At 58.8% G+C, this 17490-nt stretch carries 14 protein-coding genes; 12 read left to right on the top strand and 2 right to left on the bottom strand.

Features of this window, described 5'->3' with window-relative positions; genetic code table 11:
- Positions 1-2: 2 nt before the first annotated feature.
- From murD to ALQ04_RS17650, 11 genes are all read left to right on the top strand, one after another.
- Positions 3-1349 carry a UDP-N-acetylmuramoyl-L-alanine--D-glutamate ligase gene (gene murD, locus ALQ04_RS17700; RefSeq protein ID WP_122317044.1) on the top strand — a complete coding sequence of 449 codons (1347 nt, stop codon included), beginning with the start codon at positions 3-5 and terminating at the stop codon, positions 1347-1349.
- Positions 1346-2560, top strand: a complete 1215-nt coding sequence (gene ftsW, locus ALQ04_RS17695) for a putative lipid II flippase FtsW (RefSeq protein WP_122317043.1) — start codon at positions 1346-1348, stop codon at positions 2558-2560. The genes murD and ftsW overlap by 4 nt, the downstream gene beginning before the upstream one ends.
- The gene (gene murG, locus ALQ04_RS17690) at positions 2550-3620 is read left to right on the top strand and encodes an undecaprenyldiphospho-muramoylpentapeptide beta-N-acetylglucosaminyltransferase (protein ID WP_122317042.1); all 1071 of its coding nucleotides are present in this window, start codon (positions 2550-2552) and stop codon (positions 3618-3620) included. The genes ftsW and murG overlap by 11 nt, the downstream gene beginning before the upstream one ends.
- Positions 3613-5073 carry a UDP-N-acetylmuramate--L-alanine ligase gene (murC, locus tag ALQ04_RS17685; protein ID WP_122317041.1) on the top strand — a complete coding sequence of 487 codons (1461 nt, stop codon included), beginning with the start codon at positions 3613-3615 and terminating at the stop codon, positions 5071-5073. The genes murG and murC overlap by 8 nt, the downstream gene beginning before the upstream one ends.
- Complete coding sequence (locus ALQ04_RS17680) at positions 5070-6029, top strand: D-alanine--D-alanine ligase (RefSeq protein WP_122317040.1); 960 nt, start codon at positions 5070-5072, stop codon at positions 6027-6029. The genes murC and ALQ04_RS17680 overlap by 4 nt, the downstream gene beginning before the upstream one ends.
- 2 nt (positions 6030-6031) lie before the next feature.
- A complete protein-coding gene (locus ALQ04_RS17675) occupies positions 6032-6898 on the top strand; it encodes a cell division protein FtsQ/DivIB (RefSeq protein WP_122317039.1) in 867 nt (288 codons plus the stop codon).
- Positions 6899-6912: 14 nt separating this feature from the next.
- Entirely contained in the window at positions 6913-8169 is a 1257-nt protein-coding gene (gene ftsA, locus ALQ04_RS17670) for a cell division protein FtsA (protein ID WP_122317038.1), read from the top strand.
- A gap of 72 nt (positions 8170-8241) precedes the next feature.
- Complete coding sequence (gene ftsZ / locus ALQ04_RS17665; RefSeq protein WP_122317037.1) at positions 8242-9432, top strand: cell division protein FtsZ; 1191 nt, start codon at positions 8242-8244, stop codon at positions 9430-9432.
- Positions 9433-9544: 112 nt separating this feature from the next.
- A complete protein-coding gene (lpxC, locus tag ALQ04_RS17660) occupies positions 9545-10456 on the top strand; it encodes a UDP-3-O-acyl-N-acetylglucosamine deacetylase (RefSeq protein ID WP_122317036.1) in 912 nt (303 codons plus the stop codon).
- A 309-nt stretch (positions 10457-10765) separates the two neighbouring features.
- On the top strand, positions 10766-12385 hold the full coding sequence (locus ALQ04_RS17655; RefSeq protein WP_122317035.1) for a methyl-accepting chemotaxis protein: 1620 nt from the start codon (positions 10766-10768) through the stop codon (positions 12383-12385).
- A 291-nt stretch (positions 12386-12676) separates the two neighbouring features.
- On the top strand, positions 12677-13312 hold the full coding sequence (locus ALQ04_RS17650) for a hypothetical protein (RefSeq protein WP_183142211.1): 636 nt from the start codon (positions 12677-12679) through the stop codon (positions 13310-13312).
- Between the two features lie 32 nt (positions 13313-13344).
- On the opposite strand, the gene ALQ04_RS17645 is transcribed toward ALQ04_RS17650, so the two are convergent.
- Positions 13345-14004 carry an RES family NAD+ phosphorylase gene (locus ALQ04_RS17645; protein ID WP_122317034.1) on the bottom strand — a complete coding sequence of 220 codons (660 nt, stop codon included), beginning with the start codon at positions 14002-14004 and terminating at the stop codon, positions 13345-13347.
- Between the two features lie 322 nt (positions 14005-14326).
- Here ALQ04_RS17645 and gspK point away from each other — a divergent pair, with 322 nt between their 5' ends.
- On the top strand, positions 14327-15292 hold the full coding sequence (gspK, locus tag ALQ04_RS17640; protein WP_122317033.1) for a type II secretion system minor pseudopilin GspK: 966 nt from the start codon (positions 14327-14329) through the stop codon (positions 15290-15292).
- 46 nt (positions 15293-15338) lie between these two features.
- Here gspK and ALQ04_RS17635 read toward each other — a convergent pair whose 3' ends face one another.
- Positions 15339-17369, bottom strand: coding sequence for a PhoX family phosphatase (locus ALQ04_RS17635; protein ID WP_122317032.1), 2031 nt, complete (start codon positions 17367-17369; stop codon positions 15339-15341).
- Between the last annotated feature and the right edge of the window lie 121 nt (positions 17370-17490).

Below are 17490 nucleotides of genomic sequence, written 5' to 3'. Positions count from 1 at the left end.
GAGTGTCTTTGATCGTTTCCGACCGCTTCCGTATCGTTGTCGGTCTTGGCAAAAGTGGCATGTCCCTGGTTCGCTTTCTGGCGAGCCGGGGCGTTGCCTTTGCCGTGGCCGATACGCGGGAGAGTCCTCCTGAGCTGGCGACCTTGCGTCGCGATTACCCGCAGGTGGAAGTGCGTTGTGGCGAGCTGGACGTAGAGTTTCTCTGCCGTGCCGACGAGCTGTATGTCAGCCCCGGTCTGGCCCTGGCGACGCCTGCCTTGCAGGAAGCCCAGGCCCGTGGCGTCAAGATGTCCGGCGACATCGGACTGTTCGCGCGTTACGCGAAGGCACCGATCGTTGCAATCACCGGCTCCAATGCGAAAAGCACCGTGACCACGCTGGTCGGTGAAATGGCCCAGGCTGCCGGCAAGCGCGTTGCGGTCGGCGGCAACCTCGGCATGCCGGCACTGGATCTGCTCAGCGATGACGTCGAGCTGTACGTGCTGGAACTGTCCAGCTTCCAGCTCGAAACCACCGACGAACTCAATGCCGAAGTCGCGACCGTTCTGAACGTCAGCGAAGACCACATGGATCGCTACAGCGGCCTGCCGGCCTATCACCTGGCCAAGCACCGGATTTTCCGTGGTGCGCGGCAGGTGGTGGTCAATCGTCAGGATGCGCTTTCCAGGCCGCTGATCGGCGAAGGCCTGCCTTGCTGGACCTTCGGCCTGACCAAACCGGATTTCCACGGTTTTGGTCTGCGTGAAGAAAATGGCGAAAAATACCTGGCCTTCCAGTTCGACAATCTGATGCCGGTTCGCGAGCTGAAAGTCCGTGGTGCACACAATCAGGCCAATGCCCTGGCTGCGCTGGCGCTGGGTCACGCCGTTGGCCTGCCGTTCGATGCCATGCTCAGCAGCCTGCGCACTTTCGGCGGCCTTGAGCATCGCTGCCAATGGGTGCGTGAGCTGGCTGGTGTGAATTATTACAACGACTCCAAGGCCACCAACGTCGGCGCCGCACTGGCGGCCATCGAAGGCCTGGGAGCGGACATCGCCGGCAAGCTGGTGCTGATCGCCGGTGGCGATGGCAAGGGCGCCGATTTCAGTGGCCTGCGTGCTGCGGTTGCGGCGCACTGCCGGGCCGTGGTCCTGCTGGGCCGCGATGCCGAACTGATCGCTCAGGCACTGGGCGACGCCGTACCGCTGGTGCGGGTCAAGACTCTGGAGGAGTCCGTACAACGCAGTGCCGAGCTGGCTCAGGAAGGCGATGCAGTACTGCTTTCGCCCGCCTGCGCAAGTTTTGACATGTTCAAGAACTACGAAGAGCGCGGGCATCTGTTTGCCCGGGCAGTGGAGGGCTTGTCATGATCTTTGGCGTGATCAAGCCTTACCCGTCGCCGCTGATCAGCGGGCGCGGCATAGACCTCGACTTCCCGATGCTGGCCGGCTGTCTTGCGCTGCTGGGGCTGGGGCTGGTGATGATTACTTCCGCCTCGTCGGAAGTGGCCGCCGTGCAGTCGGGCAACACGCTGTACATGATGACCCGGCATCTGATCTATCTGCTGATCGGCCTGGGTGCCTGTTGCGCGACCATGATGGTTCCGGTCGCAACCTGGCAACGCATGGGCTGGCTGATGCTGATCGGCGCCTTTGGCTTGCTGTTGCTGGTACTGGTGCCCGGAATCGGTCGCGAGGTGAACGGCTCGATGCGCTGGATCGGCTTCGGTGCGTTCAACGTACAGCCCTCGGAAATTGCCAAGGTGTTTGTGGTGATCTTCCTGGCGGGTTACCTGATTCGTCGTCAACAGGAAGTCCGCGAAAGCTGGATGGGCTTCTTCAAGCCGTTCATCGTGTTGCTGCCGATGGCCGGCCTTTTGCTGATGGAGCCGGACTTCGGTGCCACGGTCGTAATGATGGGCTCGGCTGCCGCCATGTTGTTCCTCGGTGGTGTAGGCCTGTTCCGTTACTCCCTGATGGTGGTGCTGGCAGTCGCTTCTGTCGTGGTGCTGGTGCAGGCCCAGCCATACCGGATGGCGCGTCTGACCAACTTCACCGACCCGTGGGCGGACCAGTTCGGTTCCGGCTACCAGTTGACCCAGGCGCTGATCGCATTCGGTCGCGGCGAATGGTTCGGCGTCGGTCTGGGCAACAGCGTCCAGAAACAGTTCTATCTGCCGGAAGCTCATACCGACTTCGTGTTCTCGGTGCTTGCCGAAGAGCTGGGTGTGATCGGGTCTTTGCTCACTGTTGGCCTGTTCCTGTTCGTCAGTATTCGTGGCATGTACATAGGTATGTGGGCAGAAAGGGCCAAACAGTTCTTCGGTGCCTACGTTGCCTATGGTCTTTCTTTCCTGTGGATCGGCCAGTTCCTGATCAATATTGGCGTGAACGTAGGTCTGCTGCCGACCAAAGGCCTGACTTTGCCGTTCCTCAGCTATGGCGGCAGTTCGTTGGTGATCTGCTGTGCGAGCCTCGGTTTGTTGCTGCGCATCGAATGGGAATCGCGCAACAACATGGGCAGCGAAGAAACCGAATTCAAGGAAAGCGACTTCGCCGAGGAGCCGCCCCATGGACGCTAATGTGCTGATCATGGCCGGTGGCACCGGCGGGCATGTATTCCCGGCACTGGCCTGCGCCCGCGAGTTCCAGTCGCGTGGCTACAAGGTGCACTGGCTGGGTACGCCGCGTGGTATCGAAAACGAACTGGTACCGCAGGCCGGGCTGACCCTGCATCTGATCGATGCCACAGGTCTACGCGGCAAAGGCCGCCTGTCGCTGCTCAAGGCTCCGTTCATGCTGCTCAAGGCCTTGCAACAGGCGCGCAAGGTCGTGCGTGAACTGAAGCCGGTTTGCGTCGTGGGCTTCGGCGGTTATGTCACAGGCCCCGGTGGCCTGGCTGCAAAGCTGGCGGGCGTGCCGTTGATCATTCATGAGCAGAACGCGGTGGCCGGTACGGCCAACCGTAGCCTGGCGTCGTTCGCCAGCCGGATCTGCGAGGCGTTTCCGGACACCTTCGCCAGCAGCGCCAAGCGCCGCACGACCGGCAACCCGGTGCGGGTCGAACTGTTTCTCGAAACACCGCGCCAGGCACTGGCCGGTCGCAAGGCTCGCCTGCTGATCCTGGGCGGCAGCCTGGGCGCGGAGCCGCTGAACAAATTACTGCCTGAAGCCCTGGCTCAGGTGCCCGAAGACATACGGCCCGAGATCTTCCATCAGGCCGGCAAGAAACACGATGAAGTGACGGCCGAGCGCTATCGAAACGTTGGCGTCGAAGCGCAGGTCGCGCCGTTTATCCAGAACATGGCCCAGGCCTACGCCTGGGCCGATCTGGTCGTCTGTCGCGCCGGAGCGTTGACCATCAGTGAACTGGCAGCCGCAGGCTTGCCATCGTTCCTGATACCGCTGCCCCACGCGATCGACGACCACCAGTCTCGTAACGCTGACTATCTGGCTCGCGAAGGCGCAGCCTTCGTCATGCCGCAAGCGACAACTGGCGCAGCCGAAATGGCACAGCGTCTGAAAGAGGTTTTGATGCAACCCGAGCAATTGAACAACATGGCCCGTACCGCCCGCAGGCTGGCCCGGCCCGATGCAACCAACACTGTGGTCGACGTGTGTGTGGAGGTGGTTCATGGTTGAGAGTCAACGCGCCATGCCCCAGCCTGAAATGCGCCGTATTCGCCGCATCCACTTCGTCGGTATCGGCGGGGTCGGCATGTGCGGGATCGCCGAAGTACTGCTGAACCTCGGCTATGAAGTGTCGGGTTCGGACCTGAAGAATTCGCCGGTGACCGAGCGTCTGAAATCGTTCGGTGCCCACATCTTCATCGGCCACCTTGCCGAGAATGCCGTCGGTGCCGACGTGCTGGTGGTTTCCAGTGCCGTGAACACCTCCAACCCGGAAGTCGCGACCGCTCTGGAGCGTCGCATTCCTGTCGTACCGCGTGCCGAGATGCTGGCCGAGCTGATGCGTTATCGCCACGGTATCGCCGTTGCCGGTACTCACGGCAAGACCACCACCACGAGCCTGATCGCTTCCGTGTTCGCTGCCGGTGGCCTGGACCCGACGTTCGTGATCGGCGGCCGTCTCAACGCTGCGGGCACCAACGCACAGTTGGGCACCAGCCGTTACCTGATCGCCGAGGCCGATGAAAGCGACGCCAGCTTCCTGCACCTGCAGCCGCTGGTCGCGGTCGTCACCAATATCGATGCCGATCACATGGCCACCTACGAAGGCGACTTCAACAAGCTGAAGAAGACCTTCGTCGAGTTCCTGCACAACCTGCCGTTCTACGGTCTGGCGGTGATGTGCATCGACGATCCGGTCGTGCGTGAAATCCTGCCGCTGGTCAAGCGTCCGACCCTGACCTACGGCTTCAGCGAAACCTCCGATGTGCGGGCGATCAACGTACGCCAGGACGGCATGCTGACGTTCTTCACCGTGCTGCGTCGTGACCGCGAGCCGCTGGATGTGTCGGTGAACATGCCGGGCAACCATAACGTGCTCAACTCGCTGGCAACCATCGCCATCGCCACCGATGAAGGCATCAGCGACGAAGCCATCGTCCAGGGCCTGTCGGGCTTCCAGGGCGTGGGGCGGCGCTTCCAGGTCTATGGCGAGCTGCCGGTCGAAGGCGGCCACGTGATGCTGGTCGACGATTACGGTCACCATCCACGTGAAGTGGCTGCAGTCATCAACGCCGTGCGTGGCGGCTGGCCCGAGCGTCGTCTGGTCATGGTCTATCAGCCGCACCGTTTCAGCCGTACCCGTGACCTGTATGACGATTTCGTACAGGTCCTGGCCGATGCCAACGTGCTGTTGCTGATGGAAGTCTATCCGGCGGGCGAAGAGCCGATTCCCGGTGCCGACAGCCGCAACCTGTGCCACAGCATTCGTCAGCGCGGGCAACTGGACCCTATCTACATCGAGCGGGGTGCCGAACTGGCGCCGCTGGTCAAGCCGCTGTTGCGTGCCGGTGACATCCTGTTGTGTCAGGGCGCCGGTGATATCGGTGGTCTGGCGCCGCAACTGCTCAAGAGCCCATTGTTCGCCGGTGCAGTCATCGCTTCTACCGAAGGGAAGCTCAAATGACCACGACCTCGCAATCTTCCCTGCGCTCGACCCTTGAGCCGAAAAGCTTCGGCCGCGTTGCCGTGCTCTTCGGTGGCAAGAGCGCTGAGCGGGAGGTTTCGTTGAAGTCGGGGCATGCGGTGCTGGATGCATTGCTCAGCGCTGGCGTGGATGCGTTCGGCATCGATGTCGGCGATGACTTCCTGCAGCGGCTGGTCAGCGAAAGGATTGATCGGGCCTTTATCGTTCTGCATGGTCGTGGCGGTGAAGACGGCACGATGCAGGGCCTGCTGGAGTGCCTGGAAATCCCGTACACCGGTAGCGGTGTACTGGCTTCTGCGCTGGCGATGGACAAGTTGCGTACCAAGCAGGTCTGGCAGAGTCTGGGTCTTGCAACGCCGTTGCATGCCGTTCTGGGCAGCGAAGCCGATTGTATTTCTGCGGCGACGGAACTGGGCTTCCCTTTGATCGTCAAACCGGCCCATGAAGGTTCAAGTATCGGTATGGCGAAAGTGACCAGCGTCGACGAATTGATCGCCGCATGGAAAGCAGCCAGTACCTACGATTCGCAAGTTTTGGTCGAGCAATGGATTCAGGGTCCGGAGTTCACTATTGCGTGCCTGCGTGGCCAGGTATTGCCGCCCATAGGCCTGGGCACTCCTCACAGTTTCTACGATTACGACGCCAAGTACCTGGCTTCCGATACCCAGTACCGGATTCCGTGCGGGCTCAGTGATGCCCGGGAACAGGAACTCAAACAACTGACAGCACGTGCATGCGAGGCCATCGGCATTGCAGGCTGGGCGCGCACGGATGTCATGCAGGATGCAGAAGGCAAGTTCTGGCTGCTGGAAGTCAACACCGTGCCAGGCATGACCGATCACAGTCTGGTCCCGATGGCGGCGCGTGCTGCCGGGCTGGATTTCCAGCAACTGGTGTTGGCGATTCTGGCCGACAGCGTTCAGGTGAGAGGTTAAGCATGTACGGCGCGTCGGCACGTCATCAGCCACCTGCTCCTGGCCGCAAGCCAGTGCCGCGTGGCGCCAGTCGGATGGTGGCCAAGGAGCCATTGTCGGCGCGACTGCCAAAGCCGGGCTTCGGTTTCCTGAAAAGCCTGTTCTGGCCGGTGTTGCTGGTGGTTCTGGGGTTTGCCACGTACGAAGGCGCACAGCGTCTGTTGCCGTATGTCGACCGTCCGATCACCCGGATCAACGTGCAGGGCGATTTGAGTTACATCAGCCAGCAAGCGGTGCAGCAGCGGATCGCACCGTATGTGGCGGCAAAGTTCTTCACCATCGACCTGGCCGGTATGCGTACCGAGCTGGAGCAGATGCCCTGGATCGCGCATGCCGAAGTACGGCGCGTCTGGCCGGATCAGGTGGTGATCCGTCTCGAAGAGCAACTGCCCGTCGCGCGCTGGGGAGACGAAGCACTGTTGAACAACCAGGGACAGGCTTTCACACCGCGTGAACTGTCCAACTATGAACATCTTCCCCAGTTGTTCGGCCCGCAGCGGGCTCAGCAGCAGGTGATGCAGCAGTATCAGGTGTTGAGTCAGATGTTGCGCCCCATGGGGTTCTCCATCGTGCGCCTGGAGTTACGTGAGCGAGGCAGTTGGTTCCTGACCACCGGTGCCGGCAGTGCCGGCCCGGGTATCGAGTTGTTGCTGGGACGCGACCATCTTGTGGAAAAAATGCGCCGCTTCATCGCGATTTACGAAAAAACGCTTAAAGAACAAATCACGAATATTGCGCGCATCGACCTGCGTTACTCCAACGGCCTTGCGGTCGGATGGCGTGAACAGGTAGCGCCGACAACGGATAAACCCGCTGTCGCGAAGAATTGATAAGAGGCTGGACCATGGCAAATGTGCAAAGCGGCAAAATGATCGTCGGGCTGGATATCGGTACCTCCAAGGTGGTGGCACTGGTAGGCGAAGTCGCGGCCGATGGCTCGCTGGAAATCGTGGGTATCGGTACCCATCCATCCCGTGGCCTGAAGAAGGGCGTGGTGGTGAATATCGAGTCGACGGTGCAATCGATCCAGCGCGCCGTCGAAGAAGCGCAACTGATGGCGGGCTGCCGTATTCACTCGGCGTTCGTCGGTGTGGCGGGTAACCATATTCGCAGTCTGAATTCCCACGGCATCGTGGCGATTCGTGATCGTGAAGTCAGCTCTGCGGATCTGGAGCGGGTTCTCGATGCAGCGCAGGCGGTTGCCATTCCTGCCGATCAGCGCGTCCTGCACACCTTGCCTCAGGACTACGTGATCGATAACCAGGAAGGCGTGCGCGAGCCGCTGGGCATGTCCGGCGTGCGTCTGGAAGCCAAGGTGCATGTGGTGACCTGCGCGGTGAACGCTGCGCAGAACATCGAGAAGTGCGTGCGTCGCTGTGGCCTGGAAGTCGACGACATCATTCTCGAACAACTGGCTTCCGCCTATGCGGTATTGACCGATGACGAGAAGGAACTGGGCGTTTGCCTGGTGGACATCGGTGGCGGCACCACGGATATCGCGATCTTCACCGAAGGCGCTATCCGCCATACCGCGGTGATCCCGATTGCCGGCGATCAGGTTACCAACGACATCGCCATGGCACTGCGTACTCCGACCCAGTACGCCGAAGAAATCAAGATTCGTTACGCCTGTGCCCTGGCCAAGCTGGCCGGTGCCGGTGAAACCATCAAGGTACCGAGCGTGGGCGACCGCCCACCTCGCGAGCTGTCGCGCCAGGCCCTGGCCGAAGTGGTCGAGCCTCGTTACGACGAGCTTTTCACTCTGATCCAGGCCGAATTGCGTCGCAGCGGTTATGAAGACCTGATCCCGGCCGGCATCGTGCTGACCGGTGGTACCTCGAAAATGGAAGGAGCGGTCGAGCTGGCCGAGGAAATCTTCCACATGCCGGTACGCCTTGGCGTGCCGCATAGCGTCAAAGGGCTCGCTGATGTCGTGCGCAACCCGATCTACTCGACGGGCGTAGGCCTGTTGCAGTACGGGCTGCAAAAACAGTCGGACGGCATTTCGCTGTCCGGTCTGGGCAACAGCAGCAGCTACGGCGACGAACCCAAGGCTCCGGTGCTTGAGCGACTCAAGCGCTGGGTGCAGGGCAATTTCTGAGTTTCAAAAGCTTCAAAAGTGGTAGCGGCAGGTAGTAGGCAGAAACAACTAGAGAACTGAAGGAGAGGGAAAATGTTCGAACTCGTAGACAACGTCCCGCAGAGCCCGGTAATCAAGGTTATCGGTGTGGGTGGTGGTGGTGGCAACGCTGTCAATCACATGGTCAAGAGCAACATCGAAGGCGTGGAATTCATCTGCGCCAACACTGATGCTCAGGCACTGAAAAACATCGGCGCACGTACCATCCTGCAATTGGGTACTGGTGTGACCAAAGGTCTTGGCGCTGGCGCCAACCCTGAAGTCGGCCGTCAGGCAGCACTGGAAGACCGTGAGCGCATTGCAGAAGTCCTGCAAGGCACCAACATGGTGTTCATCACCACTGGCATGGGCGGCGGTACCGGTACCGGTGCAGCTCCGATCATTGCCGAAGTGGCCAAGGAACTGGGCATCCTCACTGTTGCAGTAGTGACTCGTCCGTTCCCGTTCGAAGGCCGAAAGCGCATGCAGATCGCCGATGAAGGCATCCGTATGCTCTCGGAAAGCGTCGACTCGTTGATCACCATTCCCAACGAGAAGCTGCTGACCATCCTGGGTAAAGACGCCAGCCTGCTGTCGGCTTTTGCCAAGGCAGACGATGTTCTGGCCGGTGCCGTTCGCGGTATCTCCGACATCATCAAGCGTCCCGGCATGATCAACGTCGACTTTGCCGACGTCCGTACCGTGATGAGCGAAATGGGCATGGCAATGATGGGCACTGGCTGCGCCAGCGGTCCGAATCGTGCGCGTGAAGCGACCGAAGCGGCCATTCGCAACCCGTTGCTCGAAGACGTGAACCTGCAAGGCGCACGCGGCATCCTGGTCAACATCACCGCCGGTCCTGACCTGTCTCTGGGTGAGTACTCCGACGTGGGTAGCATTATCGAAGCGTTCGCTTCCGAGCACGCAATGGTCAAGGTCGGTACCGTTATCGATCCGGACATGCGTGACGAGTTGCACGTGACTGTGGTTGCCACTGGCCTGGGCGCGAAAATCGAGAAGCCTGTGAAGGTTATCGACAACACCCTGCAAGCTGTCCAGCAGGCGGCTGCCCAACCGGCAGCGGCACGTCAGGAAGCGCCATCGGTCAACTACCGTGATCTGGACCGTCCGACAGTAATGCGTAACCAGGCTCATGCAAACGCAACTGCAGCGGCCAAGATGAACCCTAACGATGACCTTGACTACCTGGACATCCCGGCTTTCCTGCGTCGTCAGGCCGATTGATGAAATGTATCAGGGGTATTAGGGTGATTGGTGTTCAGCAAAGGCCTGGTCTGCTATTATCGCCAGCCTTTGTTGATACCAGTTCGCAACTTGCGCTGAAGCGGCCCATGCCATGATTAAACAACGCACCCTGAAAAATATTATCCGTGCCACAGGTGTTGGCTTGCATTCCGGGGAAAAGGTTTACCTGACCCTCAAGCCTGCGCCTGTGAATACCGGCATCGTGTTTTGCCGAGCCGACCTGGACCCCGTCGTGCATATCCCTGCCCGCGCGGAAAATGTCGGAGACACCACACTGTCGACCACGCTGGTCTGCGGTGACGTCAAAGTCGACACGGTAGAACATTTGCTTTCGGCCATGGCTGGCCTTGGCATCGATAACGCCTACGTCGAGCTCTCTGCCTCCGAAGTTCCAATCATGGACGGCAGCGCAGGCCCTTTCGTATTCCTGATTCAATCGGCAGGCCTGGAGGAACAGGACGAGCCGAAGCAGTTCATCCGTATCCTGCGTGAGGTGACAGTGGAAGAGGGCGGTAAACGCGCTACTTTCGTGCCTTTCGAGGGGTTCAAGGTCAGTTTCGAGATCGATTTCGATCACCCTGTCTTCCGTGACCGCACCCAGAGTGCAAGCGTGGACTTTTCCAGTACTTCCTTCGTGAAGGAAGTCAGCCGTGCACGGACCTTCGGGTTCATGAGTGACATCGAGTACCTGCGCAAGCACAACCTCGCACTCGGCGGCAGCGTGGAAAACGCCATCGTGGTCGACAAGGAAGGCGTATTGAACGAAGACGGCCTGCGGTATGAGGACGAATTCGTCAAACATAAAATCCTGGACGCTATCGGTGACCTCTACCTGCTGGGCAATAGCCTGATCGGTGAGTTCCGCGGCTTCAAGTCGGGGCATGCACTGAACAATCGTCTGCTGCGCACGTTGATCGAGCAGCCGGATGCCTGGGAAGTGGTGACCTTCGAGGATGCCAGTACGGCACCTATTTCTTACATGCGTCCTGTCGCGGCCGTGTAAGCAAGCTTTACTCTCTTTCCTTTTGTTTTTTAAAGGCTGCCTTCGGGTGGCCTTTTTTTATGAGCTACAAAAAGGTCCGCTGGAAAATAAATCTGCTTCTGAAATCAAGTTGTCATAATTGTTGGCGTTTTTTTGACGGACATTAATGGCTTTTTACCAGCTGTCGGGCGTTTTAAAGAAAATTTGGCGCACGCCGATGGCGATCTCATAGGCATACACAGCGGATCAATCCGAACGGTTGTACAGGGACGTGGCCTGCCACCTTTCTGCGTATATCGCAGGTCCGTTTTCTCCAGAGATCGTCACATCATGTCCAAATCCCTGAGGCTACAAATTCTCGGTCTGCTCGGAGGCAGCCTCGCGCTGGTGCTGGTCATCGCGCTGTCCTGTTTCAACTTCCTGTCCGACAACGTGCAGTCCTATCGCAGCCTTCTTGAAGGTCCGATAAGGGCCTCACAACTGGTCGACGAAGCCAACCTGCAGTTCAAGGTGCAGGTTCAGGAATGGAAAAACGTACTGCTGCGTGGCAAGACGCCTGCAGAGCGCGACAAGTTCTGGGCTCAGTTTAAAGAGCAGGAACGCAAGGTGCAGGGCACGCTGGGCCAACTGGCCGACATGAAAGGGACTGACGTTTCGTTGAAAGGTCAGGTGCAGAGATTGCAGCAAGAACACCGTGCGCTGGGCTCCGCTTACCGTAACGGGCGTGATGCGTTCGTTGCCGCAGGCGGTGATGCCTCTGCTGGCGATGCGGCGGTCAAGGGTGTGGACCGTCCGACCAGCGAGCAAATGGCTGCCCTGGTCGATCAATTGCACAAATCCAGCGACGCTCAGTCGATTGCGATCAGCAACGAGGCTGACCGCACCATCCTGGTCGGCGCGATCGTGATGCTGGGCTCCGCGCTGCTGGTCGGGCTGCTGGCGCTGTGGCTGGTCAACCGCAATCTGATTGCGCCGATTCGCATGCTTATCGACTATGTGGCCCAACTGAGTGAAGGTAAGTTTGCTGCGCGTGTCGACCTCACACGCCAGGACGAACTGGGCCGCCTGGCGATAGCGGCCAATACCCTGCGTGATTTCCTGGCGGAAACCTTCAGTCGCCTGAAGCGCAGCACCACTGATCTGGACACCGCAGGCACTGAGTTGAATGCCATTGCCGCGCTGATGGCTCAAGGTACTCATGAACAATTCGAGCGTACCGACCAGGTCGCCACGGCCATGACCGAAATGTCCGCTACCGCCCAGGAAGTTGCCCGGCACGCGGCGGACGCGGCGCGTGCGGCGGATGAAGCTGACCATAACGCGCAGGATGGCGAGAAGGTCATGCAGTCGACCATCGTCACCATTACCCGGATGCGCAATGAAATCGCTTCCACCGCCAACGTTATTCAACAGCTGGAAACCGACAGCTGTCGCATCGGCAAGGTGCTGGAAGTGATTCGCGGGATTGCCGACCAGACCAACCTGCTGGCGCTCAATGCGGCCATCGAAGCCGCGCGTGCAGGCGAGGCTGGGCGTGGCTTCGCGGTAGTGGCCGACGAAGTTCGCACCCTGGCGCAACGGACCGCCGTGTCCACGGCCGAGATCAATCAGATCATCAGTTCGGTACAGACCGGCGCGACCGATGCCGTGCAGGCCATCCAGGGCGGTCAGGCGCGCAGCGAAGAGAGCGTCGAGCAGGTCACCCATGCCGGTGCAACTCTGCAACGCATCACCGTGGCCGTGGAAAACATCCGGGACATGAACCGCCAGATCGCCACCGCCGCCGAAGAACAGACCTCTGTGGCTGAAGATATCTCGCGCAACCTGACCGAAATTACTGCCATCGCCGTAACCAACCAGGACAACGTCAAACGCACCCAGGGCGCCAGCCATGACCTGCACGGGCTTTCAGTGGAACTGAACAGCGTGATCTCGCGCTTGAGTGCATAGCCTGCTGTGTGCAGGTTTTTCGGTGAGCAAAAACCTGCACATACTGTAGCGGCGCACTCTGCGGCGCTACATTTGGCATATTCCGCAACCATCGGTATCGGGCTTGAACGCTGGGTGTTCTCCCCGAGAGCGGGGGCTGCATGTAGGGTGGCTTCTTAGCTGCGGCGGGCAACGTACTGCTGGCAGTGATTGTTGACGGGTAGACAGATTGACAGGTTGACAGTTGCATTGGCCGAAGCGTACGCTTTGCTCACTTGCTCAAATTTGAGTAACGAAGGAGAAGCGAAGCCTATGAACACAGCAACGATTGAGAGCCCTCAAAGCACTGTCAGGTTGCTTGACGAAGCTAAAGCCTCGCTCGTGCAGAAATTCATAGCACGGATGAATAAAGTATCCGAAACCGAGGTTATCAATGCTGCAAGGCTCGATGATGACAAGGCTCTAGCTGTAATTATCAAAAAACCTGTCAAGGTTAGCGATAAGCCGTTGAGCATCAAGGCTCGCAACGAAATGGCCTTCGCCCAGATGAAATCGAAGGCATTTGAAGCAGTTAAATCCTCGTATGATCTTTTAGATGCGGGCGATGTGTGTCAGATTCTTGGGATTTCAAAGCAGGCTTTGAGCAAAAAGACCAAGGCAGGGCAAGTAATTGCCTATACCAATAATCGTCGTAAATATTACCCTGACTTTCAGTTTGAAAAAAACAAAGTTACCACGTCAATAACCAAGCTACTTAAAGCTTTGGAAGTTGATCCCGAGGATGAACCAGCGATAAACCTTCTCATTGGTTTCTTGGCTGGCTCAATGGATTTTTCCAATCCCGGTGATTCCGAAAACGTACAGCCTCGCCATAAGTTCCTGGATGCTGATTCTGCATTTGATATTATTGTCCGGGACTTCCGGAATCGCTTGGAAATGGGCAAGTAAAACTGCGCTTCCCCACGGGGCAGCCCGGTTCCTCACTCTACGTTCAGGTTCAAGTCCAATAGAAACTCTACCGCCGTCTGTCCACCTGTAAGCTCGACCTCCATCAAAGGTTTTGAGCTAACGGGCATCAACTGAGTTTTTCTTCTTTCAAACAAGACCAGATTAAACCCCTTGTTTGAAGCTGCCGGGAACACTGTTGAAGTGTAAAGGAGACCGTCAATTTCCCTGCTATGCCTCATAATCGTGGCGCTCAAGGACTGTGTAAGTCGATACCCTTCGCTACCTTGACCTTTCGCCTCGACAAGCTGCCTCAGCTTACGTCCAACGAAAGTACTAGCTCGCGCTACATCCACCACTCGAAGCGTCCGGTCCGTCGCCAACTGATGCACTGACATAGCTTGAATTTCTGTCACCAATACAGGAGTGCCTGGCCCTGCGCCCCCATGCTGAAATATCTCGGCAATAGCAACCTCCTTGCTGGCGGCTACGTAATAAACCCCGAACTCCCTGGTCAAATCCCCATACCTGCTATCAGAGTTTTTGTTGTAGAAAACGGGGTCTTTGTGTCGGGTAGGTTGAACGCGAAAAAATGGTGTTCCCTTTTCAATCTCTATGACTACTTCCGGATGTTTCTGAAGCGCAGACTGAATTCCCAGCTCAATATCCTGACTGTGTGTTTTTTCCTCGCTCACCGTATTTTTTACTCCTCTGGAAAGACAATGGCTTTCTCATGGTTCAATCCTTTAAAAAGATAAACCTGGCAAACCCGAAGGCCTCCCACACACAGCCATAACTCGCGGGCGGCAGAATGAAACGGCTGCACCGAGACACTGAACTACGGAATCGTAGTCCGCCCCCGAATGTCATGTAATCGGAAAGCTCTCCTTGAGTCCGGCAAGAACTCCCAGTCCATCGTAGGAAAGCCACGATCAAAGCCTTTTCATAAATCTGCCACCAGCCTGAAACATCGACGCTGTTGACTACAGGGCTGCCCCCGAAATCCAAGGCTGGACGATGACGAAAAACCGACAACAAGGTGCAGCATTGCTGATGGTGCTGCTTGCCTTGGCCATGCTCGCTGCCGGGATGACCTGGATGGTCGAGCAGGGACGGCAGGAGGTGGACAGCGTGCGTCTGTTGCAGCAACGGGTGCAGGCGCGGTCGATTGAAAAGGCGGCGCTGGCGTTTGCCGAACAGGCGCTCAAGGATCCGCTGTGGCGCGCCAGTCCGTTGTTCTGGCAGGCCATGCGCGGTCAGCCCTTGAGTTATGACTTCAAGGGCGGCAAGGCAAGTATCCGGATTGTCGATCTGCACCGCTGTTTCAACGTCAACAGCCTGATCGGACCGGAGGCCGAGCGTGCGCAGCGACAACTGGTTTATCTGCTGGGCGCGGATATGGCAGCCGAGCGTCTGGCGCACAGCCTGACCGACTGGATCGACAGCGATCATCAGACGCGCCTGCAAGGTGCCGAAAACAATGAATACCTGCGTGCGTCGCCGCCGCGTCTCGCGGCCAATCAGTCGATGGTCGATATCAGTGAGTTGAATCTGCTGTTACCTGCCGACAGCCAGCGTGAACAGCGTTATCCACAGTTGTGCGCGTTGCCGGAAACCAGCGGCTGGCGTCTGAATGCCAATGCCCTGAACCTCAGTGAATTACCTCTGCTGGAGGCCTTGTTCGAGGGCCGGATCGAGCGTTCGCAATTGACCCGCTTGATCAGCGGCAGACCGGCTGGTGGCTATCTGGATGCCAGTGCCGTGCGTCAGGCCATGGGCGCCATGGACGATGAGGCTTTCGCGCAATTGAGCGAAGGCTTGCAGCTCAATGGCGATCATTTTCTGGTGCAGCTTGAAGTGGAACTCGACGGCCAGGTGTTTCGCAGCCAATACCGGGTCGAGGCCCTGGGGGTCGTGAAATGGCACAGCCGCGTGCCAGCCCAGGATATGGTGATTCGCGAGCGCGAAACCGGAAGGTATTAGGTCGCAAGCTGCAAGTTTGAACTTGCAGCTTGCAGCTCTTCTGTCGCTATACCGCCAGATCGCCGCCATCGGCGCGCTGGATCACGACCGTTGAAGCACGAGGCCGAACGCTGCCAACCGTGACGTCGGTGGCAACATCGGTGGATGGCCAGTTTTCCGGGTGCTGGATATTGAGGAACATGGTCTTGTTGTCCGGGGTAAAGGCCAGGCCGGTGACTTCACTGCCATTGGGGCCAACGAAAAAACGGCGCAGGTCGCCCTGATTCTGCGCATTGACCGGAATCTGCTTGCCCTGTGCATCAAGCAGATTGGTCGGAATCACTGCCAGCATCTGGTCGTTGGTGTAGCTGGTGATGGTCGATTCGCCGTTGTCGGTCTGCACCCACAACACGCCACGGCTGTCGAAGCTCATGCCGTCGGGGCTGGCGAACTGGTTCAGTTCGGTCAGGCCGGAACGGTTGATGTCCGCAGTGCCGGAAGCGTTGGCGCCGAACACGAAAATATCCCAGGTGAACGACACCTGATCGTCGGCGTCATGCCAGCGGATGATGTGGCCGTGCCTGTTGTTGACCCGCGGGTTGGCGGCGTTGGCCGTGGTGCGGCTGGTGTTGTTGGTCAGGGTCAGGTAGACGTCGCCATTGAGCGGGTTGACGGCAGTCCATTCCGGACGGTCCATCGGCGTTGCGCCGACCGCATCCCCCGCACCGCGAGTGTTGAGGATGATGCCGGGCAGGTCGGTGAACTTGGCGCCCAGGGTGCTGCTGTCGGTCGTCGGCGTGATTACATCCAGCAACAGCCAGTTGCCACTGCCATCGGCATTGAAGCGTGCGACATACAGTTTGCCGCTGTCCATGTACTTGGCGCCGGTGGCCAGGCGATCGCTCGGGTTGGCATCCGCCGCTTCCCACAGGGCGGTGGAGACAAACTTGTAGAGGTATTCATTCTGCGAGTCGTCGCCCATGTAGAACACCACCGGTTTGCCGGGAGTGGTCAGGCCCGGCCAGCAGCCTTCGTGACGGAAGCGTCCGAGTGCGGTGCGTTTCACCGGCAGCGTGCTGGCGTTGTACGGGTCGATTTCGACGATATAGCCATAGGTGCTGGCTTCGTTGCGGTAGTCGTCGGTGGCGCTTGCACCGCTTTGAGTGATGTTGAAGCGGGTGAATTCGCCGTTGACCTCGGAAGCATCACCGGCTGCGGTTTCCCAGCGGTAGTTGCCATTGCTGGTCGCGATGCCGATGCGCACCTGGTCTGCCGGGCGGGTGCCCCGGTTGACGAAAATCCCCGGCCAGTTTTCTTCACAGGTCAGGTACGTGCCCCATGGCGTGTAGCCGTTACCGCAGTTGTTGTTGGTGCCGCGGGTCTGGCTGCCGTCGGTGGAGAAGACGGTCTTGACGTGATCGGTGCCTTTGAGCGGGCCGGACAGGTTCATCACCGAAGCCGTGGTGAAGCGGCGGTTCAGCGGATCGTTTTCCACCACCTGCCAGCGGTTGCCGACCTTGCTGATGCGCACTACGCCAGCGCCATGGGCGTTGATTTCCTTGCGCACTTCTTCGACCGGGCGAACACCGCCTACCAGAGTCGCGCCGGACGGATGCAGGGCGTTCTGATCGATGTATTCAAAGTTGATCGCCAGCAGACCGTCGGTGGAACTGCCGTTGATGGGGAAGTAATGCATGCCGTCGTGGTGCATGCCCATCGAGTTGGCCTGGTCGGTCGAGGTGTTGCTGCCGTCGCTTTTCCACGGGTTGGCGAGACTGTTCAGCGGCGTGCCCCAGGGCGCCAGCACGTGGGCGGTATAACCGGCGGCAATGGTCACGGCGTCGGTGAGCGAGCCGGGGATCGAGGTAAAGCCCAGTTTAAGCCCGGCCTCCGGCGCTGGTGTCGGCGCCGGGTCGTCATTCGAGTCGCTGCCACTGTCGAAGCAACCGGTCAGCCCGGCACCCGCAATCATGGCAATGGCAGCACCCAGCCCGCCACGTACCACACTGCGACGGCTCAGGTAGGTGTCTAGCACCGAGGACAGCGGTTCATTGGTACTCAGGTTGCGGTTCTGGTTATCGCCGGTATTACGACTCATTCATCAGGTCCTTTTTATGAAATAGGTTTGGAAAAGGAACCGGGACTGTAGAAGCCGAGTGTGATGATTCATTGGCAGTTTTATTAAGAAAATGTCTAAAAGTCGTCGTAGTTATTTCATT

Source organism: Pseudomonas cichorii (assembly GCF_003700275.1).
Classification (GTDB): domain Bacteria; phylum Pseudomonadota; class Gammaproteobacteria; order Pseudomonadales; family Pseudomonadaceae; genus Aquipseudomonas; species Aquipseudomonas cichorii_B.
The sequence above is the reverse complement of the archived record's forward strand: the minus strand, read 5'-3'. Positions and strand labels throughout refer to the sequence as shown.